Annotated in this window: 24 protein-coding genes and 5 tRNA genes; 1 reads left to right on the top strand and 28 read right to left on the bottom strand. The window is 59.6% G+C overall.

Going from position 1 to position 21,390, the window contains the following annotated elements:
* The 25 genes from M1617_08600 to M1617_08480 form a co-directional block, all read right to left on the bottom strand.
* Nucleotides 1-127, bottom strand: a 127-nt coding sequence (locus tag M1617_08600) for a GTP-binding protein (GenBank protein ID MCL5888319.1), incomplete at its 3' end; no start/stop codon positions are given.
* 132 nt (nucleotides 128-259) lie between these two features.
* Nucleotides 260-336 (bottom strand) — tRNA-Met (locus M1617_08595).
* 33 nt (nucleotides 337-369) lie between these two features.
* A tRNA-Thr gene (locus M1617_08590) sits at nucleotides 370-445 on the bottom strand.
* Nucleotides 446-476: 31 nt separating this feature from the next.
* A tRNA-Tyr gene (locus M1617_08585) sits at nucleotides 477-561 on the bottom strand.
* 194 nt (nucleotides 562-755) lie between these two features.
* Entirely contained in the window at nucleotides 756-1,388 is a 633-nt protein-coding gene (locus M1617_08580) for a hypothetical protein (protein ID MCL5888318.1), read from the bottom strand.
* Nucleotides 1,389-1,435: 47 nt separating this feature from the next.
* Nucleotides 1,436-1,510, bottom strand: a tRNA-Thr gene (locus M1617_08575).
* 87 nt (nucleotides 1,511-1,597) lie between these two features.
* A complete protein-coding gene (gene sigH / locus M1617_08570) occupies nucleotides 1,598-2,251 on the bottom strand; it encodes an RNA polymerase sporulation sigma factor SigH (GenBank protein MCL5888317.1) in 654 nt (217 codons plus the stop codon).
* A 140-nt stretch (nucleotides 2,252-2,391) separates the two neighbouring features.
* Nucleotides 2,392-2,904: an NYN domain-containing protein gene (locus M1617_08565; GenBank protein ID MCL5888316.1), complete on the bottom strand. Its 513-nt coding sequence runs from the start codon at nucleotides 2,902-2,904 to the stop codon at nucleotides 2,392-2,394.
* A 1-nt stretch (nucleotide 2,905) separates the two neighbouring features.
* Nucleotides 2,906-3,646, bottom strand: coding sequence for a 23S rRNA (guanosine(2251)-2'-O)-methyltransferase RlmB (gene rlmB / locus M1617_08560; GenBank protein ID MCL5888315.1), 741 nt, complete (start codon nucleotides 3,644-3,646; stop codon nucleotides 2,906-2,908).
* Nucleotides 3,643-5,139: a cysteine--tRNA ligase gene (gene cysS, locus M1617_08555; GenBank protein MCL5888314.1), complete on the bottom strand. Its 1,497-nt coding sequence runs from the start codon at nucleotides 5,137-5,139 to the stop codon at nucleotides 3,643-3,645. Before cysS ends, rlmB begins: the two co-directional genes overlap by 4 nt.
* 22 nt (nucleotides 5,140-5,161) lie before the next feature.
* Nucleotides 5,162-5,839, bottom strand: a complete 678-nt coding sequence (cysE, locus tag M1617_08550) for a serine O-acetyltransferase (protein MCL5888313.1) — start codon at nucleotides 5,837-5,839, stop codon at nucleotides 5,162-5,164.
* Nucleotides 5,839-6,339, bottom strand: coding sequence for a 2-C-methyl-D-erythritol 2,4-cyclodiphosphate synthase (gene ispF / locus M1617_08545; protein MCL5888312.1), 501 nt, complete (start codon nucleotides 6,337-6,339; stop codon nucleotides 5,839-5,841). The genes cysE and ispF overlap by 1 nt, the downstream gene beginning before the upstream one ends.
* Nucleotides 6,339-7,064, bottom strand: a complete 726-nt coding sequence (gene ispD, locus M1617_08540; protein ID MCL5888311.1) for a 2-C-methyl-D-erythritol 4-phosphate cytidylyltransferase — start codon at nucleotides 7,062-7,064, stop codon at nucleotides 6,339-6,341. Before ispD ends, ispF begins: the two co-directional genes overlap by 1 nt.
* Nucleotides 7,054-8,130, bottom strand: a complete 1,077-nt coding sequence (locus M1617_08535) for a PIN domain nuclease (GenBank protein ID MCL5888310.1) — start codon at nucleotides 8,128-8,130, stop codon at nucleotides 7,054-7,056. Before M1617_08535 ends, ispD begins: the two co-directional genes overlap by 11 nt.
* A 108-nt stretch (nucleotides 8,131-8,238) precedes the next feature.
* On the bottom strand, nucleotides 8,239-9,303 hold the full coding sequence (gene disA / locus M1617_08530) for a DNA integrity scanning diadenylate cyclase DisA (protein ID MCL5888309.1): 1,065 nt from the start codon (nucleotides 9,301-9,303) through the stop codon (nucleotides 8,239-8,241).
* 10 nt (nucleotides 9,304-9,313) lie between these two features.
* Nucleotides 9,314-11,872, bottom strand: coding sequence for an ATP-dependent Clp protease ATP-binding subunit (locus M1617_08525; GenBank protein ID MCL5888308.1), 2,559 nt, complete (start codon nucleotides 11,870-11,872; stop codon nucleotides 9,314-9,316).
* A gap of 169 nt (nucleotides 11,873-12,041) precedes the next feature.
* Entirely contained in the window at nucleotides 12,042-13,559 is a 1,518-nt protein-coding gene (lysS, locus tag M1617_08520; protein MCL5888307.1) for a lysine--tRNA ligase, read from the bottom strand.
* Between the two features lie 2 nt (nucleotides 13,560-13,561).
* Nucleotides 13,562-14,035, bottom strand: a complete 474-nt coding sequence (gene greA, locus M1617_08515; GenBank protein MCL5888306.1) for a transcription elongation factor GreA — start codon at nucleotides 14,033-14,035, stop codon at nucleotides 13,562-13,564.
* Between the two features lie 148 nt (nucleotides 14,036-14,183).
* Nucleotides 14,184-14,423, bottom strand: coding sequence for a twin-arginine translocase TatA/TatE family subunit (locus tag M1617_08510; protein MCL5888305.1), 240 nt, complete (start codon nucleotides 14,421-14,423; stop codon nucleotides 14,184-14,186).
* Between the two features lie 100 nt (nucleotides 14,424-14,523).
* Nucleotides 14,524-15,174 (bottom strand): redox-sensing transcriptional repressor Rex, encoded by a 651-nt coding sequence (locus M1617_08505; protein ID MCL5888304.1) that lies wholly within the window; start codon nucleotides 15,172-15,174, stop codon nucleotides 14,524-14,526.
* Nucleotides 15,175-15,274: 100 nt separating this feature from the next.
* On the bottom strand, nucleotides 15,275-15,793 hold the full coding sequence (locus M1617_08500; GenBank protein MCL5888303.1) for a CBS domain-containing protein: 519 nt from the start codon (nucleotides 15,791-15,793) through the stop codon (nucleotides 15,275-15,277).
* Nucleotides 15,766-16,122, bottom strand: a complete 357-nt coding sequence (locus tag M1617_08495; protein ID MCL5888302.1) for a hypothetical protein — start codon at nucleotides 16,120-16,122, stop codon at nucleotides 15,766-15,768. The genes M1617_08500 and M1617_08495 overlap by 28 nt, the downstream gene beginning before the upstream one ends.
* Before the next feature lie 100 nt (nucleotides 16,123-16,222).
* Nucleotides 16,223-17,314 carry a site-2 protease family protein gene (locus tag M1617_08490; protein MCL5888301.1) on the bottom strand — a complete coding sequence of 364 codons (1,092 nt, stop codon included), beginning with the start codon at nucleotides 17,312-17,314 and terminating at the stop codon, nucleotides 16,223-16,225.
* Between the two features lie 89 nt (nucleotides 17,315-17,403).
* Complete coding sequence (locus tag M1617_08485) at nucleotides 17,404-18,198, bottom strand: S-methyl-5'-thioadenosine phosphorylase (GenBank protein ID MCL5888300.1); 795 nt, start codon at nucleotides 18,196-18,198, stop codon at nucleotides 17,404-17,406.
* 39 nt (nucleotides 18,199-18,237) lie between these two features.
* The gene (locus M1617_08480) at nucleotides 18,238-19,035 is read right to left on the bottom strand and encodes an SAM-dependent chlorinase/fluorinase (GenBank protein ID MCL5888299.1); all 798 of its coding nucleotides are present in this window, start codon (nucleotides 19,033-19,035) and stop codon (nucleotides 18,238-18,240) included.
* Between the two features lie 123 nt (nucleotides 19,036-19,158).
* On the opposite strand from M1617_08480, the gene M1617_08475 reads away from it, so the two are divergent.
* Nucleotides 19,159-19,614: a hypothetical protein gene (locus M1617_08475; protein ID MCL5888298.1), complete on the top strand. Its 456-nt coding sequence runs from the start codon at nucleotides 19,159-19,161 to the stop codon at nucleotides 19,612-19,614.
* A gap of 7 nt (nucleotides 19,615-19,621) precedes the next feature.
* Here M1617_08475 and M1617_08470 read toward each other — a convergent pair whose 3' ends face one another.
* The 3 genes from M1617_08470 to M1617_08460 all read right to left on the bottom strand — a co-directional run.
* A complete protein-coding gene (locus tag M1617_08470; GenBank protein ID MCL5888297.1) occupies nucleotides 19,622-20,308 on the bottom strand; it encodes a DUF2085 domain-containing protein in 687 nt (228 codons plus the stop codon).
* 58 nt (nucleotides 20,309-20,366) lie between these two features.
* Nucleotides 20,367-20,443: transfer RNA gene (locus M1617_08465), tRNA-Pro, on the bottom strand.
* 132 nt (nucleotides 20,444-20,575) lie between these two features.
* A partial coding sequence (locus M1617_08460; protein MCL5888296.1) for a hypothetical protein occupies nucleotides 20,576-21,390 on the bottom strand: 815 nt, incomplete at its 5' end.

Below are 21,390 nucleotides of genomic sequence, written 5' to 3'. Positions count from 1 at the left end.
CCGCCCATCCCTTCTCGGAAAGCGTCCTGGTGATAGCTGCGGTCAGTGTCGTCTTGCCATGGTCGACGTGACCGATGGTACCGATGTTGACGTGCGGCTTGGTGCGCTCGAACTTCTTCTTGGCCATACTTAGTCCTCCTAACGGGAATGGCGGACACCTAATGGATTATCGAAAACCTGATGTCCTATGTCGTACCGTCGATGCTTACTTCTTGCTATCACTACTGTCTGACCTCGCGACTTTGTCGCGCTCTAGCCTTGGTAGCGGTGGCTGGACTCGAACCAGCGACTCCACGGGTATGAACCGTGTGCTCTAACCAACTGAGCTACACCGCCGTGCCACCCTGCCCTAATCGGCCGAGGGGTGCGTGGAGCCCACAACCGGACTTGAACCGGTGACCTCTTCCTTACCAAGGAAGTGCTCTGCCGACTGAGCTATGTGGGCAGAAACCAAATAGCGGAACTTGATATTCATGTGGTGGGGGCGCCAGGATTCGAACCTGGGTAGGCGTAGCCAACGGGTTTACAGCCCGTCCCCTTTAGCCACTCGGGCACACCCCCACAAAAAAATAGACCTGCTCTTATGTTTTCAAGTTGCCGACTGCGCTACCCCTAAGGAACAGCACACGAATGCTACCGCATAGGCTATTAGGGTGTCAACGGCGACAACGGCTCCGGGCGTGCCTATTCTGAACTATTGCCAACCTGCCCATCATTTGGACTATACCCTTTGACCGGCAGCGCAGAACATCGAGCTAACGGGCGAATACAGGAGTCACCGTCTTGACCTGATCGATGGCGCTCTCGATGTCGGCACGGGGAATCAGCCTGAACCATGCCGAGTGATCTCCAAGAGCGACCGGCCTCGGCGTGAAGGCGTCGAAGTTCGCCTCGAACCAACTTCGGAGTTTGTCCATCGGAAGAATGCGTAGCTCATCTCGCTCTACTCTGAGCTCGCTGAAGAAGATCTCGTCGGATTCTGCGTACAAAGCGGCTACTTCGTGCTCTGTTTGATCCAATGCGATGAAGTAATAGAAGAGCTGATCTGCCGAAGAGCTGAACATCCAGCCCGGCTCCCGGGTCAAGCTATTCGAGATCGCCTCGAAAGCATAGTGACCGGCATCCGGTCGATAAAAAGCAAGAGCCCGCTCTTGTATCTTCATTGGGTTGGTCCCGAAATAGGGGTCTGGCTTCACCTTGACGGTCACGACCCTGCCTCCAGCGCTGTAGGCTAAGTCTATGCCACTCCCAGTGACTATACCGCGATCACGGGAGACAGTTCGCGCATCTCCATGTCCTGTCGCTCGGAGGAATCGCAGCAGAACTCGCTCGGATACCCCTTGTAGCAACTCGGCCCCCATCACCATGCGCGTCTCACCCTTCTCCAACCTACACCCCAACGGGTATCAGTCAGCGCAATTCCTTGAATTTTGTATGGAGCTGGCGACAGGAGTCGAACCTGCAACCTACGGTTTACAAAACCGTTGCTCTGCCATTGAGCTACGCCAGCGATGCAAGCACTCATTGTAGCGAGGTTCCGGTTGCGGCGCCAGAGATGAGGCTGGGTGTTCTGCGAGGTCGAACGAAGGGCTGCCCGTCAGCAAGCCCTGCAACGGGCGAGCTGGGTCTCAACCTTACGTTTGATCCGCTGCAAGGCGTTATCGACAGACTTGGCGTGCCTACCGAGGCGCACAGCAATGTCCTGATATGAAGCTCCACCGACGTACAACCGCAGGACATCTGCCTCAAAGCCTGAAAGGGTCTCGCACAAGCCCTGTCGGACGGTGTCGCCCTCCCATGCTGAGATTACGATATCGGCGGGGTCACAGACATCTTTCGCTGCAAGGATATCGGTCAGCAGCCTCTCGCCCTGATCCTCCGAGTAGGAGGGGCGACATAGCGACACATACCCGTTGAGTGGGGTATGCTTCAGTCTTGTTGCAGTCTTGATCGCAGTGATCATCTGGCGAGTCACGCAGAGCTCAGCAAAGCTCCGGAAGCTTGCCTGGCGATACGGGTCGTAGTCGCGGATCGCCTTGTATAGACCGATCATGCCTTCCTGGATGACATCTTCCCTGTCGCCGCCAGCCACGAAATAGGAGCGGGCTTTACAGCGGATGAGTCCCTGGTACTTCTTGATGAGCTTGGTGGAAGCCTGCTGGTCTCCTCCCTGCGCCTGCCTAATCAAGGTCAGCTCAGCCCCCCTGGCGTCCCCCGCGGTCGTTAGCGTGTGGATCCCTTGTGTAAACATTCACAATCCCCCTACAAGATGTTCCGTCGGTTTACGTTCCTGTGACTCCCCTTAGGTGAACGGACACTCCTGACAATGTGACCTTAGTCTTACGAATCCGCCCATGTCAACGCCTAGACACAATCCTGAAGAAACCTGATTCAGTTCGCGTCGCCTCGGCCCGACATACGATCCAGCTGGTTCTTGAGGGTGGGATCAATCCGGTCCTCGACACGGACCTTAAGCTTTGGCTGCACCCTCTCCTGCCACGACTTTTCGACAACGGCGATCCTATCGTCGAACTGTTTCACCGACAGAATCGAGACTTTAGGCCAGCATGTCGCAAACCGTATCTGGTTGTCCGATGAGACAACGACGACCGCTTCCGTTGTTGCCACATGCTTGGAGGCGATTCCTTCGATCACGGAGTCGGCATCACTACCGGCGCCAGCATAGACGATCGTCACGCCGCTCGGGTCCTCGAATACAGACTCTAAGCCCGGCCCCTGATCGCCGTCGAAGACGAGGTGGATCGCTTCGTCGGGTTCGCGCCAGGCACCAAGGTCGGCGAGTAGCGCCCTACGAGCGGAGTCGATGTCGTTCTCCAGCAGACGCCGATACCGCTTCGAGCTGTGCAGGACGTTGTATCCGTCAACGATGGTGATTCGGCGCATTTCACTTTCCCCTGAGAGCGATTCTGCGATTCCATTCGTATGCGATGACGGTTGCCGCCTGTGCGACGTTGAGTGAGTCCACCTTGCCGGACGTCGGCAGGGAGACCATCATGTCGCATCTCTCCTTCACAAGGCGCGAAAGGCCCTCTCCCTCTGAACCGACGACCACGACCAGACGACCCTCTAGCGGTGCATTCCACGCAAGATCAGGGGCGCCAGCATCCGCTCCAACCACCCAGAAGCCCTCCTTCTTGAACCGCTCCAACTCCTGCGACAGGTTCCCGCGAACAATCGGCATCCACGCGAGTGCTCCGGCCGAAGCCTTGTACGCCGCGGCATTGACCATCGCCGTGCGCCTTTGCGGGAGCAGAAGCGCGCTCACTCCGAGCACTTCGGCGGATCTCGCGATTGCCCCAAGGTTGCCAGGGTCGGTGATGTGGTCGAGTGCGAGCACCAGGCAGTCTTGACGGCCCGCCATGCGCGCCAGCAGCTCCTGGACGGGGGTCGCCCTGTGCTCTCGGATCTCGAAGATGACACCCTGGTGTACGCCGCGCTCGCTTCGCTCGTCGAGCTGACGCTTCGAGGCTCGACGCACGGCGACCTTGGCCGCTGCGGCCAGTCGCTCGATCTCGTTGATGATCGCAGCTTCGCCGATGTTGTCGGCCAGCAGGACGACCTTGCCCGGCACGCGCGAGCGCAAGGCTTCGACAACTGCTCGGCGGCCTTCGATGTACATGCTCATGAGCGGCGCACCCGCGCGCCAGAAGGTGTGTCCTCGATCGCCAGGCCGAGCGCGGCGAGGCCGTCTCGGACCTGATCGGCCTTCGACCAGTCCCGTTCGCTCCTCGCAGTCTCTCTGGCCGCAAGTAGGGCTTGCACCGCATCCTCGGCGTTCGCGCCTTCGTGGCCGAGGAGTTCTCGCGCCAGTGCGATCACTTCGTCCGGGTAGGCGTCCTCGTCGCTCGTCCCGAGAAGCGCGATGCCAAGCGCCCCAGCGAGTTCAATCAGCGTCTCCTTCGCTTCGATGAGCAGCGGGAGGTTCTCTCCGTCATCCCCAGTCCCGAACCTGCCGAGGAACCGATTGACGGCGCGCACCAACTCGAAGAGCGCGGCCAACGCACCAGCGGTGTTGAAGTCGTCGTCCATCTCGGTAACGAAAGCTTCGCGCGTGCGCCCGATCGCGCCCGCAAGCTCTTCGCGGGCCTCGGCAGAGGTCGGCTCGTCGGCCCACCGCCTGCCCTCGGACTCGATCTCGGCGATGGCTCGCACCGGCACGACCAGGCGCTCGTAGGCTGTGCGGGCCTCCTGTAGCCGGTGGACCGAGAACTCCAGCGGGCTTCGATAGTGGGTCTGGAGCATCATGAGCCTGACCACCGCCGGCTCGAAATCCTCGAGCACGTCTCTGAGCAGCATGAAGTTGCCGAGCGACTTGCTCATCTTCTCCTGGTCGACGCGCAGCAGCCCTCCGTGGAGCCAGTAGTTCGCGAGAGGCGCGCCGGTGGCGGCCTCGGACTGTGCGATCTCGTTCTCGTGATGGGGAAAGACCAGGTCGGCGGCGCCTCCGTGGATGTCGAACGTCACCCCGAGCTCCTTTTCCGACATCGCCGAGCACTCCAGGTGCCATCCTGGGCGCCCATCTCCCCAGGGGGACGGCCACTTGGGCTCGCCGGGTTTCGCGGACTTCCACAAGGCGAAGTCGAGCGGGTCTCTCTTGCGCTCATCGACCTCGACGCGCGATCCTGCGTTCATCTCATCGATGTCGCGCCCCGACAGCTTGCCGTAGCCCGGAAACGAGCGCACCGAGAAGTAGACGTCGCCGTCGACCTCGTATGCGTGTCCGGAATCGATCAGCCGAGAAGCCAGCTCGATCATCTCCGGGATCATCTCGGTCGCCTTGGGAGCCACCGTTGGAGTCTTCACTTCGAGCCTTGCCATGATCTTCTGGAACTCGGCTGTGTACTCGACGGCGACCTCGAACCAGTCACGCCCTTCCTCGGCGGCTCTGGTGATGATCTTGTCGTCGACATCGGTGATGTTCTGGACGAAAGTGACCTCGTTGCCACGGAACTCCAGATAGCGCCTGATGACATCGAACGACAGGAAGGTCCTCGCGTTGCCGATGTGGATGTGGTTGTAGACGGTCGGGCCGCACACGTACATCGAGACCTCGCCCGGATTCCTCGGCAGGAAGGCTTCTTTGCGCCTGGTGGCAGTGTTGTGGACTCGCAGGGACATTCGTGGACTCCGCTCGGGTGGGTCAGGGCCTGGGGTCGGCCTCTTCGGGATCTGTCTTCGGTGATTCGGCTGATGCGGGGATTCTGGCCTCCAGAGCGTCGAGTCTGCGCTGCATCTGGCGGAACATGTCGATTACGGGGTCGGGCAGAATCTCATGGTGCAGGTCGATCACGTCAACCCGACTGCCTTCCTTGACGACGACCCGACCCGGGATTCCAACGACGGTACAGTTCTCGGGCACATCGTCGACGACCACTGCGCCTCCGCCAACCCGGCTTGAGCGCCCGATCGTGATGTCGCCGAGAACAGCCGCGCCGACCCCGACCACCACGCAATCCTCTAGCGTGGGATGGCGCTTGCCGGACTCTTTGCCAGTACCGCCGAGGGTCACGCCTTGATACAGGGTGACGTCATCGCCAATGACCGAGGTCTCGCCGATGACCACTCCCATGCCGTGGTCGATGAAGAACCGCTTGCCGATGACCGCTGCGGGGTGGATCTCGATGCCGGTGAGGAAGCGCGCCACCTGCGAGAAGAACCGCGCCAGGCCGCGTGCGCCCTGACGCCAGAGCCAGTGGTTGAGCCTATGGAGCCACACCGCATGGACGCCGGGGTAGTTGAGCAGCACCGAAAGCGTCGAGGTCGCCGCTGGGTCGCGGTCCTTGACGGCGCGTATGTCGGATTTTATCCGATCGAACATCATTCTCCCGTAAGTCGAGTAGTAGTGGACTCGAGTAACACGACGGCTTGCGCCGCAACGCCTTCTTGCCTGCCGACGAACCCGAGGCCCTCCGTGGTGGTGGCCTTCAGGCCCACCCGAGCGAGCGGCACGCCCATGGCATCTGCGAGACGAGATCGCATCTCTTCTCGGAAGTGGGCGATCTTAGGTGCCTCGAGCTGCAAGACGCAATCCGCATCAACGATCTCGAAGCCTTGCGCCCGGACGATCGTCGCCACCTGCTCCAGCAACTTGATGCTCGAAGCTCCTGCGAACGCCTCGTCGGTGTCTGGGAAATGATGGCCTATGTCCTTGGCCCTGGCAGCGCCGAGCAAAGCGTCCATCAGGGCATGAGTCAGGACATCGGCATCTGAGTGCCCGAGGAGGCCTTGCTCGAAGGGAACCCTGACGCCGCCGAGGACCAGGTCGCGTCCGGGAGCGAAGCGATGTGCATCATACCCTATGCCGACTCGAAGGCCCATCACCTGCGCTTCCTTTCGCTAAGTATCGCCTGGGCGATAACCATGTCCTCTGAGACGGTGATTTTTAGGTTCTCACGTGGTGCTAGATGAGGCGCGATGCGATAGCCCGCTGCACTCATCACCGCTTCATCGTCAGTGTAGGTCATTTTGGCTGCAGTGGCCTGCGAATATGCCACTTCGAAGCGGTCTCTTCGAAAGATCTGGGGTGTCTGTGCATGCCAGAAGCGTCCGCGGTCCACCGTGGAGACGATTCGGTCATCGACAACTTCCTTGAGTGTGTCGTACGCTGGGTGTCCTGCGACGATGCCGTCCAGCTCTTCTTCGGCGAGTAGGCGCTCGACCATGGAGTCGATGAGCTCGGGGGTCACAAGCACTCTGGCCCCATCGTGGATGACGACGATGGATTCGGCGCGAATGCCGCTGATGGCATGAAGTGCGTTGCCGACCGACTCCTGGCGACTCTCCCCTCCTGCGACCACGAGCCACTCCTTCGAGATGACGCTCGGGGCTACCGCTTGCCGCGAGTACTCCTCGATGCGCTCGGGGTGGCACGCGACCACGACGAAGCCGATGCTTGTCGCGGCATCGAAAGCTCGCAAGGTGTGGCAGAGCACCGGCTCGCCCGCAAGCTGCGCCATCTGTTTGCCGCCTGCGGCTCCAAACCGCTCACCGCTGCCTGCGGCGAGCACGAGAGCAACGCTCGATCCCCGGGACTCAGGATGCATCTTTGTCCTGCTCGGCCCCGGACTCGTCGCCCGGAATCCAGTGGGCGAATATCATCCGGCCTCCCGAAGTCTGGAGCACCGAGGTGACCGACGTCTCGATCTCCTCTCCCACCAGATGCGCTGCACCGGGGATGACCACCATCGTCCCGTCGTCCAGATACCCGACGCCCTGGTCATTCTCTTTGCCGACCTTGCGAACGATGATCGCAAGCGGCTCTCCGGGCAGGTAAGTGGGGCGCAACGAAGTGGCCGCTTCGTTGACGTTGAGCACCTCGACCCCTAGGATCCGCGCAGCGGCAGCGAGGTTGGAGTCGACGGTGAGTATCGCCCCGCTCGTCTCACGCGCCAACTCGATCAACTTGTCGTCGACTCCATTCATCGTCGAGTAGTCCGTCTCGAAGAGCCGGACTACCTGCTGTTCGTCGGCTAGTCGGGAGAGCAGGTCGAGTCCCCTGCGGCCCCGCGCCCTCTTGATCGCATCCGCTGAGTCGGCAAGTGTCTGCAGCTCTCCCAGCACGAATCTAGGCACTCTGAGCGAGCGGTTCAGGTATCCGAGCGAGTGAAGTTCCACGAAGCGACCATCGATAAGCGCCGAAGTGTCGAGGAACAACTCCCCCTTCTCTCCCAGCGACTCCGGATACGAGCCCGACAGCCGAGGAAAGGCTGTAGCGACTTCGTCACTCTTGAGCAGTGCGATACGAATCGACACATAGCCAAGAAGCAGGAACAGCCCCACCGTTAGGATCGCCACGAGCCAGAACGGGCCTGCAGCCCGCAACGGCCACGCAAGCATCACTGACATCAGTGACCCGGCAAGCAACCCAAGTGCCGAAAGGATGAGGTCGGTAAGGGTCATCGCACGCAGTCTGGCTTCAGCCTTCTTTGCGAGGACATCCAGTTCGCGGCCGACGATTCCGCCAATGACGTAACCCATCGACCAGCCGAGCACTACCAGCACGACCGTCGCCATGTTGGGCGAGAGTCCCAGAAGGGCGAACCAATCGACGAATCGCGCAACGGTAAAGCCGCTGAGCACACCGACTGCGACGGATATGAAGCGTGTCACGTGTACTACCATGCGGATCCCGACACCGAAAGGCCTACCCCTCGGCGCCAAGCACCTCCTCGAACGTCGATTCCAGCGAACTATTCCACAACTGGAGATGATATCACTCTAGCGTTCGAGGCGATCCCTCATGCCCGACAATCCATCTGCAATCGCCTTTGCGCGCCTAGTCCCCACCCCGTCAATTTGGTCCAGGTCGTGAGTGGTGGCCCTGAGCAGGTCTGCCAATGTACTGAAGCGCTCCAGGACCCGGCCAATTACCGAGAGGGGCAGATGGGGGATCTTCCTGAGCGCCCGAAAGCCCCTGGGTCGGACGAAGTCGTCAGAAGACTGAATGTCAGAGGCAAGCTGCAGCGCATGCGCCACCGAGGAGGGTTCAGCAAGCTGCTCGAAAGAGCGTCCAGCCAGTGCCGAAGCCACTCCGGCCACCTTTCTTGAACTCGAATCCGCGGCATAGTCACGGATGAGCATCGCATACTCTTCCTCAAGGTTGACCGTGATCTCCTCTAGCTGCATCCGGATAAGTCGGCCTTCACTGCCGAGCTTTGAGATGTAGAGTCCTACTTCGCGCGATATTCGACGAACCATCTCGAACCGCTTGATCACCTCTGTCAGCGCTGCCATGGTCACAGCATCTTTGAGCTCAAGAGCGGTCAAATGCTCGAGCTTCTCGTCGAGTCGGATGCGATAGCGCTGCAGAGTTTGAAGGGCGGCGTTAGCCTTGGTCAGAAGCACATCGATGTCATCGAGGACCACCTTGGTTCCTCGGCAGTAGACGCTCACGATATTGCGCCTCTGCGAGACAGAGATGACGAATGCGCCAGTCTGTTGGCTCACGCGCTCGGCGGTTCGGTGACGCATTCCGGTCTCGCACGTGTGAAGCGCCGAATCCGGAACCAAGTGGACGTTGGCGCGCCGGATAGTGACCATGTCCTCGCTGACGATGATCGCCCCGTCCATCTTGGAGAGCTCGGAGAGGCGCTGTGCCGAAAGCGGTATGTCTATCGCGAATCCGCCGTTGCAAACGCTGGCGACACTCTCGGCATCGCCAACCACGATGAGTGCACCCGTCCTCGCCGAGAGGATCTGGTCTATGCCCGCTCGAAGCTCTGTTCCCGGTGCGACCCTCTCGAGCTCCTTGCGTATGGAATCAATATCTTGCTTACTTTCCAAATCGCAGCTCCTACACGCCAGTCGACCCGCTTACGGCGGAACCTCCACTACGGTGCTTCGATCGCTTCTTGGGCATCGATCCTGAGCTCTCACGCCCGGATGAGCACTGTGAGCCCGACGACGAAGGTTCCAAGGTACCGGAACCCTTGCGAAAACCAAGTCCATCGCCTTCTACCACCACTTCGACAATATCACCGGCAACCCACTGCGAAGCGAGTATCTGCTCTGAGAGCGGATCCTCGACCAGTCGCTGGATGGCTCGCCGAAGCGGTCTGGCTCCCTGAGCGGGATCGAATCCCTTGGTCGCTAGGAAGTCCCGCGCCTCAGGGGTCAGGGTCAGCCCAAGGCCGTGGCATGCGAGTCGGTCGCGCAGATCGGCCGCCATCAGGTCGACGATGCCTTTGATCTCCTCGCTTGTGAGGTCGTGGAAGACGATTACCTCGTCTACACGGTTGAGGAACTCGGGCTTGAACAGTCTCTTGAGCTCATCGGTGACCCTGGACTTCAGGTCGGAGTAATCGAAGCCCTCCTGCTTGGGGGCGGTGAATCCAAGGCCCTTGCCCTTGATGATGTCCCGAGCACCGACGTTGCTGGTCATCACGATGACCGTGTTGCGGAAGTCGATTTTGCGCCCTTGCGCGTCGGTGAGCCTGCCCTCTTCGAGTATCTGCAGGAGCACGTTGAAGACATCTGGGTGCGCCTTCTCGATCTCATCGAAGAGCACGACGCTGTATGGATGGCGGCGCACAAGCTCGGTCAGCTGCCCGCCCTCGTCGAACCCGACGTACCCCGGCGGGGATCCCACCAGCCTGGACACTGTGTGCTTCTCCATGTACTCGCTCATGTCGAGCTGGATGAGAGCGTCGTCACTGCCGAAGATGAAGGCCGCAAGCGCCTTGGATAGCTCGGTTTTGCCCACACCGCTTGGGCCGAGGAAGATGAACGATCCGCTCGGCCTACGGGGATCCTTCAAGCCCGCTCTCGCCCTGCGAATCGCCTTCGAAACTGCCGAGATGGCCTCGTCCTGGCCGACGATCCGCTCGTGCAGCGAGGACTCCATGCGCAGTAGCTTCTCGGTCTCCTCTTCGGTGAGCGCGGTCACGGGAACGCCTGTCCACATCGACACCACGTCGGCGATCTCACGTTCGGTGACCTCGACGATGCGCCTGTTCTCAGGCTTGAGCCACTCCTCTTCGAGCGCACGCTTCTCGGAGAGCACACGCTTCTCCTTGTCCCGCAAGCTGGCAGCCTTCTCGAACTCCTGGGCCTCGATGGCTGCTTCCTTCTCGGCGCGTACCATGCGCAAGCACTCCTCGACCTCTTTGACGCCGGGAGGTGCGGTCATCATCTGGATGCGCATCTTCGATCCTGCCTCGTCGACAAGATCGATGGCCTTGTCGGGAAGGAAGCGATCGGAGATGTAGCGATCGGCCATGACGGCGGCGGCTTCGATGGCGCCATCGGTGATGCTCACGCGGTGGTGCGCCTCGTAACGATCGCGTAGCCCCTTGAGGATCTCGATGGTCTCACTCACCGACGGCTCTCCCACCAGTATCGGCTGGAACCGCCGCTCAAGTGCCGCATCCCGCTCGACGTACTTGCGGTACTCGTCGAGCGTGGTAGCACCGATCGTCTGGAGTTCGCCGCGCGCCAGCGCTGGCTTGATGATACTCGCAGCATCAATCGCGCCTTCGGCGGCACCGGCACCGACCAGCGTGTGCATCTCGTCGAGGAACAGGATGATGTTGCCCCGCTCCCGGATCTCCTTCATGACCTTCTTGAGGCGATCCTCGAATTCACCGCGATACTTGCTCCCGGCGACGAGCGCTGCCAAGTCGAGCATGTACAGCTGCTTGCCCTTGATGGTCTCGGGCACCTCGTCGGCGGATATCGCCTGCGCGAGTCCTTCGGCAACGGCTGTCTTCCCCACTCCCGGCTCGCCGATGAGCACGGGGTTGTTCTTGGTGCGGCGAGAGAGTATCTGCATCACCCGCTCGATCTCGGTGGCCCTGCCGATGACCGGATCGAGCTTGCCCTCCTCGGCAGAGCGGGTCATGTTGCGACCGAACTCGTCGAGCAGCGAGCCACCCGAGCCTGACCGCCGCTCCTCGCCCGGCTCGCCAGCAGTGCCGTAGTGGCCCGAGAGCAGTTGGATGACGGCCGTGCGCACCCGCTCGAGATCCGCGCCGAGGTTTAGCAGGACCTGCGCGGCCACGCCCTCGCCTTCGCGGATGAGCCCGAGGAGGATGTGCTCGGTGCCGATGTAGTTATGCCCCAGCTGCAGCGCCTCGCGAAGTGAGAGCTCCAGGACCTTCTTGGCGCGCGGCGTGAACGGGATGTGTCCTGTGGGAACGAAGGTACCCTTGCCGATGAGATCCTCGACCTGCTGATGGACGTCCTCGAGCATGATGTTGAGCGACTCCAGCGCCTTTGCGGCGATGCCGTCCTGCTCTCTGATAAGCCCGAGCAGCAGGTGCTCGGTGCCGATGTAGTTCTGGTTGAGCATCCGGGCCTCTTCCTGGGCGTAAACTATCACCCGGCGGGCCTTTTCGGTGAATCTCTCGAACATGTCTTTGACACCCCTGTCCTGAAATGGCGGTTGCGGGATTATCCTGCGTCCGCCAACAAGTATAACCGCTGCAGCGCAGCGAATGCGATGCTACGAGTGTTGAAGCAACCGTGATGCCATCGGGCAGACCGTTTGTGAGCCCTCGAAGGCAGGCAGACAGACGCGGCCCTCAGTCGTCCTTGAGCTCCGGCCTCATGTGTGGGAAGAGCAGTACGTCACGGATGGACGCCGAGTCGGTCAGAAGCATCACGAGCCGATCGATGCCTATACCGAGCCCCCCGGCTGGCGGCATGCCGTACTCCATCGCTCGCAGATAATCCTCGTCGACCGACATGGCCTCCTCCTCGCCGGCCACCTTCGCAGCCCCCTGGGCCATGAAGCGCTCACGCTGGTCGATCGGATCGACAAGCTCCGAGAAGGAATTCGCGATCTCGCGCCCGTTCACGATGAGCTCGAATCTGCCAGTGAGTTCGGGGTTGTCGGAGTCTCGGCGGGCCAGCGGAGAGGTCTCGAGCGGATAGCCCGTCACAAAGACCGGACCGGCCAACTCAGGCTCAACCAGCTTCTCGAAGAGCTCGGTGATGAGCTTGCCCTTACCCCAACTAGGCTGGATCGGCACCTGTTGGGAGCGGCATAGGTCGGCCAACTCACTCAGGGTCATATCGAAGGACACCTCGGTCCCACACGCCTCGCTCACCAGGTCGAGCAGGGTGCGTCGCTGCCACGGGGTCGCAAGATCGACCTGCGTCCCCTGGTACTCCAGCGACAGGGTCCCGAGCACTTCTGCGGCGATCGAGACGACCATCGACTCGGTCAGCTCCATCATCCCGTCGAGGTCGGTGAACGCCTGATACGCCTCGAGCATCGTGAATTCCGGATTGTGCCGAGGAGACATTCCCTCGTTGCGGAAGCTGCGGTTGATCTCGAATACCCGCTCGAATCCACCAACTAGCAGGCGCTTGAGATAGAGTTCCGGGGCGATCCTGAGGTACAGATCCATATCCAGCGCGTTGTGGTGCGTCACAAAGGGCCGTGCAGCTGCGCCCCCGGGCACCGGGTGCAGCATCGGGGTCTCTACCTCGATGAATCCCCTGGACTCCAAGAAACGTCTCATCGATGCGATGATGCGAAATCGAGTCTCGAAGACCTGCCTGACCTGTTGATTCGCAATCAAGTCGACGTAGCGCTGGCGATACCGGGTTTCGGTGTCAGTCAGACCATGGTACTTCTCGGGAAGCGGGCGCAGGGATTTTGAGAGTAACGTCACCGAAGTCGGCGCAATCGAGAGTTCTCCTCGGCGGGTACGCATGACCTCGCCCTCGGTACCGATCCAGTCACCGGCATCAAGGTCGTTGACGAACTCGAACCCCTGCTCGCCCAGCGAGTCCGGCCGACAGAAGAGCTGGATCTCGCCCGTGCCGTCCCTGAGCACCAAGAACGTGATACGCCCCTGATCCCTTTTGGCCACGACCCGGCCTGCCAGGCTAACGGTCTCGCCAGCGCTAGTGCCTGGCTCCAGGTCTGCGTGACTCTCGTGGAGTTCCCTCGCAGAAGCAGTGACTTCATATCTTGCGGGATATGGCTCGATGCCTGCCTCCCGGATGGCAGAAAGCTTCAATCGTCGTACGGCGACCGGATCCAGCTCCGTATGCCGCTCGTTCTCCCCGCTTGCATCCGAGAACCCCATGGTCACCTGGATATCTTCAGGATCTGATACTCGATCGTCTTTCCTGATGGCGTGAGGACGTGAACACTTTGATTCTTCTTGGCTCCGATGATCGCCTGACCAACTGGCGACTCATTGGATATCTTGTCGTGGGCAGGATCGGCTTCGGCAGAACCGACGATCCTGTACTTGTGGATGTCCCCGGTCTCGACATCCTGCAACTCGACCAAACTGCCAAGGCTGACGCAGTCGCACTTCTTCGGAGCTGCGATGATCATGGCGTTGGCCAGCAGAGAATTGATCTCGGCGATGCGACTCTCTACCCAGGCCTGCTCATTCTTAGCGTCGTCATACTCAGAGTTCTCGGAGATATCGCCAAACTCCTTGGCTTCCTTGATGCGCAGCCCCACTTCCCTGCGGCGCACCGTCTCAAGGTGGTTAAGCTCCTGCTCCAGTCGTTCTGCACCTTCGCTTGTAAGCGCAACTTCCTTCTGCATACTCTAGGACTCCTGTTTGTTGAAGGCCGCACTCGAGCGGAGGCAGCACAGATAGATAGAAACCGACGCCCCCCATTCCGGGAGAGTCGGAATTATTGCCGAAGTATACCCGAAAGCACGCCCCTGGCAAGATGTCGCTGATGTTTCGTTAGCTGGTTTTCGGAGGGACCGTGTCCTCTGAGTCATCGTCGTCAGTCTTATCGGCCTTAGCTTCGACCTTCTGGTCCTCGGCGGTCTCGTTCTTGCCCTCGACGCCTTCGCGGATGGCTTTGACGGTCTTGCCCAATGACTTGCCGAGCTGCGGAAGCTTCTTCGGACCGAAAAGCAGCAGGACGATGACGAGGATGATGATCAGTTCCATCGGCCCAGGGGTTGGGAGAAACGCCATGACTACTCCTTAGTTCGTGTTGCCGGCCAAAACTATACGATCACTGTGGGTGATCTGGACTAACCAATTCGCAGCGCACTTTGCGCCAACAAGCCTACCATCAGACTGTCGCAGATTCTACATCCGTGCGCGACAGATAGTACAGAGTGTGCATGAGCTCTCGCACCGGGTCGGTGTTATGCAATATCACGCCGTCTGGAGCGCTGACCATCGTCGATGAATAGTTCAACATCACGACCACCCCCGCCGCTGCCAGCATGTCGGCAACACCCTGGGCCGCGGAAGCCGGTACCGCGATGACTCCGATGCGAATTCGTTGCTCGGCCACTACCCTCGCCAGAGACGATACATCCTGGACCAGAAAATCGCCTATCCGCTTCCCGATCTTGCTCTGGTCGTTATCGAAAATCGCCGACAGCTGGAATCCGCGCGCCTTCAATCCCGGGTATGACGCAATCGCAGAGCCTAGGTGTCCGGCGCCCACGAGGGCTATCCTGTGAATGTGGTCGGAGCCCAGTATCCGCTGAATGCGATCGATGAGCATCACGACCTCATAGCCGACCCCGCGACGCCCGAATGAACCGAAGTACGTTAGGTCCCTTCTGATCTGAGCGGGGTTGACGCCCGTCATCTTACCCAGCCTCGCCGAGGAGACCGTGGGGTGGCCCTCCTGTCGCACCTGTATCAGGGCGCTGAGGTAGACAGGGAGTCGCTCGACGACTCCTTCGGGGACATGTGCTGCTTCAGACAAGAACGGTACGCCCTTCCAGAATGACGGTTACGAAAACATAGTAACCATTGTTACAACCCTTGGCAAGGCTTTCCTGATGCCCGATGGTACCCTCGATGCATCAAATGTCGATCTTGGCCCGTCGGAGATACGAGGTCATGTCTGCGCGGGTCACGATTCCTGCGAGGTTCCCGTCCTGTTTCACAATGAGCGCGCTGTGGGCATCTTTGCGCATCCGATCGAGAAGTTTGTCCGCAGGTGCGTCAGCCTCAATCACAAGTGACGCTAGATCGGTGTCGGTAATGTCCCTGACTCGGGTCATCGCCCATTCGGCGCGCGGCACCTTCTTGGCAGCATCCAGTGTAGCCATCCCGATGATAGCTCCCCCGTCGACCACCGGGTAGCGGGTATGCGGTCCTTCGACGAAGAAGTCGAATATCAGTTCCTCAACGGTGATATCCGCCGGAGCGACGACCACGTCTCTTGAGGCCACCGTCAGAACGGTATTCCGGTGCAGGCTCTCCTTTATGACCTGCTGCTTGTAAGCCGAATCTGCGAGCACGGTTATGAACCAGCCAACCAGACCGAGCCAAATCAGATTGAGGGAACCGGTCAAAACTGCGAAGACTGCGAGTGCCATAAGCGAGTATCCGATGAATTGACCAGCGCGACACGCCCAACGAGTAGCCCATAGCTGGTCCTTCGAGAGGCCCCAAAGCATGGATCGCAACACCCTATCCGCTGAATGCGATCGATGAGCATCACGACCTCATAGCCGACCCCGCGACGCCCGAATGAACCGAAGTACGTTAGGTCCCTTCTGATCTGAGCGGGGTTGACGCCCGTCATCTTACCCAGCCTCGCCGAGGAGACCGTGGGGTGGCCCTCCTGTCGCACCTGTATCAGGGCGCTGAGGTAGACAGGGAGTCGCTCGACGACTCCTTCGGGGACATGTGCTGCTTCAGACAAGAACGGTACGCCCTTCCAGAATGACGGTTACGAAAACATAGTAACCATTGTTACAACCCTTGGCAAGGCTTTCCTGATGCCCGATGGTACCCTCGATGCATCAAATGTCGATCTTGGCCCGTCGGAGATACGAGGTCATGTCTGCGCGGGTCACGATTCCTGCGAGGTTCCCGTCCTGTTTCACAATGAGCGCGCTGTGGGCATCTTTGCGCATCCGATCGAGAAGTTTGTCCGCAGGTGCGTCAGCCTCAATCACAAGTGACGCTAGATCGGTGTCGGTAATGTCCCTGACTCGGGTCATCGCCCATTCGGCGCGCGGCACCTTCTTGGCAGCATCCAGTGTAGCCATCCCGATGATAGCTCCCCCGTCGACCACCGGGTAGCGGGTATGCGGTCCTTCGACGAAGAAGTCGAATATCAGTTCCTCAACGGTGATATCCGCCGGAGCGACGACCACGTCTCTTGAGGCCACCGTCAGAACGGTATTCCGGTGCAGGCTCTCCTTTATGACCTGCTGCTTGTAAGCCGAATCTGCGAGCACGGTTATGAACCAGCCAACCAGACCGAGCCAAATCAGATTGAGGGAACCGGTCAAAACTGCGAAGACTGCGAGTGCCATAAGCGAGTATCCGATGAATTGACCAGCGCGACACGCCCAACGAGTAGCCCATAGCTGGTCCTTCGAGAGGCCCCAAAGCATGGATCGCAACACCCTGCCCCCATCCAGGGGAAATCCTGGAAGCATATTGAAGACGGCCACGGCTACATTGATGATCCCTAGGTACTCGAACGGTGCCCACCAGATGTTCGAGACTCCGGCCGTTGACATGACAAACGCCATGGCAGCAAAGATGGCTGCCAGCGCCAGGCTTGCCAGAGGCCCCGCAATCGCCATAACGAACTCGCGTCCGGGCGTGGTGGGGTCTTCCTCCATCTGGGCCACGCCGCCAAACAAGAACAGCGTGACCTTCTCGACTTTGATTCCGCCGGCGCGCGCAACAAGCGAATGGCTCATCTCATGAATCACGATCGAAGCAAAGAACAATAGCGCGGTCACCACTCCGCTGATCAAGTCCACCCCAAGCGTCCTGCCGGGGAAGGCGCTCGGAAAGTAGCTGAAGGAAAGAGTCGCCGAGACCAACACGAACACCACGATCCAGGTGATGTTCACCTCGATTGGTATTCCGAACATACGACCCATCCTGAATGAGGGTGCCGCGAACATGGTGTGACTTCCTTGTGATTGGTCTCTGGCGGACGTTTCTGTCTGTCAGTTTGAGGCTAAAAGGCAGCGCCAGTGAGCGCAGTGGCACAAGCGCACGTCCGCACCGTGGGTAGCTGTGGAATCATGCGGTGCAGCAACTCCTTGACCTTGGCGTTGTTCTGGTTGAAGACCCTGACGACCTCTTCGTTGGTCACCGGAGTAGCGCCCTCGGCGCCCACGTCGTGATCAGTAATCAGAGAAATGTTGCAGTAACAGATCTCGAGCTCCCTCGCCAAATAGCACTCTGGGTACTGGGTCATGTTGATGACTTCCCACCCCTGAGATGCGAACCACCGGGATTCCGAGCGGGTCGAGAACCTTGGTCCCTGAATCACGACCACGGTCCCTGTGGGGTGGGCCGTCACTCCCACCTCGCCTGCAGCCTCTAGGGCAACCTGCCTCATTGCGGGGCAGTAGGGATCGGCGGAAGAAACGTGAGTGGTTGTCGGGCCATCAAAGAAAGTGTCCTTGCGCCCCGAAGTCCTGTCGACGAACTGGTCGCATATGACGAAGTGGCCGGGCTCGATCTCATGTTGCAGCGACCCGCACGCATTTGGCCCGATGATCTGTGACACCCCAAGCTCCTTCATGGCCCAAAGGTTTGCTCGGTAGTTGATCATATGGGGCGGAAGGGAGTGGTCTTTCCCATGTCGAGGAAGAAAGGCGACTTTCCTGCCTCCGATCGTGCCGTACATGACGGGCGACGACGGGGCACCGAAAGGCGTCGTAACCTTGAACTCCTCAGGGTCATCCAGAAGCTTGTAGAATCCACTGCCTCCAAAGACTCCTATCTCGGCCTGGGGGTATCGCATATCGCTTCTCCTTTTCGCTATTCGTGTTTCGTTCGATGATCAGGTTATTCGAACGGTTGTGCCCGGTTCTATCCCGAACCTCTCCGCAGCGCTTCCACGCCGCAGCGCTAAAGTGAGCCAACCCGAAGAGTCTATCAGAGCGATTGGCTGTCCCTTCTCCACATCCGAGAAAGTCGAGCCGAAAGGTGCATCCACGGTGAGATGGCCGAAGCTGAGCTGCAGATGTGCGCTGCCCAAGTCATGCGCTCTCAAGTCATCAGACGTCACTGAGACCCTGATAGAGCCGAACCTGTCGATGTCAACTACTTCGGCGGTCAGCACTCCCGCATCGATCCTACACCGCTGGAACGGGGCAGGCTTGAGGGTGGCGGGATCGATCGGGATCCCTAGGGCCGCAGGCTCAACTCCACAGGCTAGAGCCGCAGCAGCAGGCGCTAGCACGTCGCGTGCATGGAAAGTGGCCAGGGGTGGGCGATGGTCGATCTTCCTCGGATTGAGGGCGACCACCTCGGCGATTCCGCCAGCCTTCTCGGCAGCGGGAAGGAGGACTCCGTTGTCAGGCCCGACGAGTCTGGTCCCTGCGCACGTGGTGATGCAAAGGTCGCTTCTCCCCCCGCCCACCCCTGGGTCCACGACAACCAGGTGGATGGCATCGGGCAACTGGTAGACCCCGGCGGCAGCGACGGCCGCGCCCTTCCTGATGTCGAATGGCGGTATCTGGTGACCCAGATCGACGATCTTGACATGAGGACATGCGTGATAAATGACCGCATGACATACGCCGACCCAAGTGTCATCAAGACCGAAGTCAGAGACGAAACCGATGACGTTCTGCATCCGTAGCCTCCAGATCGAAGGTGTCGAAAGTTGGCCGGTGGTCGATCTCCTACATGTAGAGGATACGTCATTTGCCCTTTGGGTTACTATTGTGAAAGCCACTGATTCTTGGAGGATGCAAAGATGCTCAAAGGCCGACACTACCCCATGATCGTCGGGCTCCTGTTAGCGACGTTGCTAGTCACTGGTTGCGCTGGACGCATCCAGATCACCTACGCTGACTCTGATCGCAGTCTCAGCGGCGCCATGCTCGGCGATGCGCTCGCAGACGTCGCGATCCCACAGTTCTATGGAACACCGGTCGCCGATGCTGCTGATCTGAGGTCGCAATCGCTCGCCGCCTTGCGCGAGAAGGGCGAATCACAGTCCGAACTAGCGGATCTTTTGACGCGAAGCTTCCCTGCCGAGGCCAGATCCGTCCCTTACTACTTCGAGGAAGCGACCGTTGATGGCCGCGAAGCATGGATAGTCGCCGAAGTATGGGGCTCTGAAGGTGGCGACCTGAACAACGGCCGGATTTGGGCTTTTGACCGGGCCTCGGGGGACATCATCGCGTCGACCACCCTGCCCCTGCGCTAGGCTGACCTCAGAGGCTGGATGCAACAATCTGCTCGAGCCAGTAGCGGAACGCCGACGCAAATCCGAGCTGCAGGATTGCCAGCCCGAGCGCTGTGGTGATTGCCAATGCAGCATCGCGCAAACGTTGCGCTTTTCGCTCGAAGAATGGCAGCAGGGTCACAATGACCAGGTTCACGCAAACGAACGTGAAGATGACGCTACCAGCCACGAGAACCGGATAACCCACGCCTAGCATCGGACCAAGGAACCAGAGCCCCACATATGAAGCGGGCACCGCAAGCACAAAAAGCAGTAGCTCTCTCGGGTTTCCCAAAACGCGCGCCCTCGACGACTGAACCCACAGCTGATTGTTGGTGAGTGCCACCACTATGGCTGCCAGGGCAAAACCAGTGGTCAGTCCTGTGATAAGCCGGAGCTCGTTGGTTGTCTCTCGGATACCTGCGGAAGAAGTGAAGCCGTCGAAGGCCATCACCAGCACGAACAATCCAAGCATTACCATTGGTCCACGCGAAGGAAGGCTCGATGGCCGCGTTCCACGATGCAAAGCCTTCAATAGCAAGAATGCGATTAGGAACCCAGCGTAGATTCCCGTATCCCGAACACAGACAGGCACCTGCACCCCGCCGCCGAAGAAGGAACGTTCTGGAAGCTGGTGACAAAGTCCGTACCCCAGCCATTGAAGCAGATCGAGCATCAGGGTCGCTTTCAATCGGTTTTCGAAGACTTGTGGATTGAATGTCTCGGGTCAGTGATGGTCGGGATGGCGGGATTCGAACCCACGACCTCTGCGTCCCGAACGCAGCGCTCTACCAAGCTGAGCCACATCCCGACGAAGCCGTATCATACACGGTTAGTCGACCCCAGAAAAGACCTCATCAGTGCGCTAATCGATGTGCACGTCAATCGAGCAGCATTGGAGCCGGACGACTTTAAGTCATCCGGCTCCAATTCGTTCGACACCCTACCGAATACTGGGCACGTCGTATTCAAGGTGGCAGTCAATACAGAACTGCTCGGTGTGGCATGCTTCGAGGCACCCAACAGAACCATCACGCGCAACCGCAGGTCCGTGAACTTCGTTCGTCCAAGGACGCCCATCGATGGCGCCGGGATGGTGACAGTCGCTACACAGTTCTCGGAACGTGTGGCAGTTCGCACAAACCCTCTGCTGAGCCTCACCCGTCACATGGAACTGCCTGAACTCCTGAGGATGTGGGACATCGAGTACGTGGCAGTCCACGCAGAATTCGTTGTCGTTTATCATTCCAGGGCCATGGCATACCGCACAAGCTTCAGGCTGAGCGTTGTACATCTCGGCATGGGTGCCAATTTGTGCTGCGGGCTTGCGGAGGAAATCGGCGGTTTGGTGTGATGCGGGCAGCGGATCGACCCTATTGTGGCAGTCCAGACAGAACTGCATGTCATGGCATGCGTTCAAGCAAACTTGAACGCCGCCTGTGGCAACAGCCTGTGCGTGCTGCACGCCCTCCCAGGCTACAGCTGGCTGATACTCCCAGTTGGACTCCACTCCATGATGGCATGTGTTGCAGAAGAGATCGTTGTCAGGGGTGGGCTGATGACAATAGTTACAGTAGACAGCCAGCTCATCTGAAACGGCTCCGTGTGTCTGGCGCTCGAATTCTGGAGTATGCGGCATCTCCATGCCGTGGCAATCAGAGCAGAAGCTCTGGGCGTGGCACGTGTAGCAGTAGTTGATCTGGTTTGCAGGAGGGATGTCGGTCCAAGGGTGATCTGGCTCGGCCGGGGTGTATGCTT

The organism is Actinomycetota bacterium (genome assembly GCA_023488435.1).
GTDB lineage: Bacteria > Actinomycetota > Coriobacteriia > Anaerosomatales > UBA912 > UBA912.
Note: the sequence above shows the minus strand (reverse complement) of the source record. Positions and strands in the feature narration are given on the sequence as shown.

What these genes read in the sequence shown, in the direction of transcription:
- sigH (MCL5888317.1), bottom strand. Translation starts at nt 2,251, where the DNA reads ATGTTTACACAAGGGATCCACACGCTAACGACCGCGGGGGACGCCAGG.
- M1617_08565 (MCL5888316.1), bottom strand. Translation starts at nt 2,904, where the DNA reads ATGCGCCGAATCACCATCGTTGACGGATACAACGTCCTGCACAGCTCG.
- rlmB (MCL5888315.1), bottom strand. Translation starts at nt 3,646, where the DNA reads ATGAGCATGTACATCGAAGGCCGCCGAGCAGTTGTCGAAGCCTTGCGC.
- cysS (MCL5888314.1), bottom strand. Translation starts at nt 5,139, where the DNA reads ATGTCCCTGCGAGTCCACAACACTGCCACCAGGCGCAAAGAAGCCTTC.
- cysE (MCL5888313.1), bottom strand. Translation starts at nt 5,839, where the DNA reads ATGTTCGATCGGATAAAATCCGACATACGCGCCGTCAAGGACCGCGAC.
- ispF (MCL5888312.1), bottom strand. Translation starts at nt 6,339, where the DNA reads ATGGGCCTTCGAGTCGGCATAGGGTATGATGCACATCGCTTCGCTCCC.
- ispD (MCL5888311.1), bottom strand. Translation starts at nt 7,064, where the DNA reads ATGCATCCTGAGTCCCGGGGATCGAGCGTTGCTCTCGTGCTCGCCGCA.
- M1617_08525 (MCL5888308.1), bottom strand. Translation starts at nt 11,872, where the DNA reads ATGTTCGAGAGATTCACCGAAAAGGCCCGCCGGGTGATAGTTTACGCC.
- lysS (MCL5888307.1), bottom strand. Translation starts at nt 13,559, where the DNA reads ATGGGGTTCTCGGATGCAAGCGGGGAGAACGAGCGGCATACGGAGCTG.
- greA (MCL5888306.1), bottom strand. Translation starts at nt 14,035, where the DNA reads ATGCAGAAGGAAGTTGCGCTTACAAGCGAAGGTGCAGAACGACTGGAG.
- M1617_08510 (MCL5888305.1), bottom strand. Translation starts at nt 14,423, where the DNA reads ATGGCGTTTCTCCCAACCCCTGGGCCGATGGAACTGATCATCATCCTC.
- M1617_08500 (MCL5888303.1), bottom strand. Translation starts at nt 15,793, where the DNA reads ATGGCACTCGCAGTCTTCGCAGTTTTGACCGGTTCCCTCAATCTGATT.
- M1617_08490 (MCL5888301.1), bottom strand. Translation starts at nt 17,314, where the DNA reads ATGTTCGGAATACCAATCGAGGTGAACATCACCTGGATCGTGGTGTTC.
- M1617_08485 (MCL5888300.1), bottom strand. Translation starts at nt 18,198, where the DNA reads ATGCGATACCCCCAGGCCGAGATAGGAGTCTTTGGAGGCAGTGGATTC.
- M1617_08480 (MCL5888299.1), bottom strand. Translation starts at nt 19,035, where the DNA reads ATGCAGAACGTCATCGGTTTCGTCTCTGACTTCGGTCTTGATGACACT.
- M1617_08475 (MCL5888298.1), top strand. Translation starts at nt 19,159, where the DNA reads ATGCTCAAAGGCCGACACTACCCCATGATCGTCGGGCTCCTGTTAGCG.
- M1617_08470 (MCL5888297.1), bottom strand. Translation starts at nt 20,308, where the DNA reads ATGCTCGATCTGCTTCAATGGCTGGGGTACGGACTTTGTCACCAGCTT.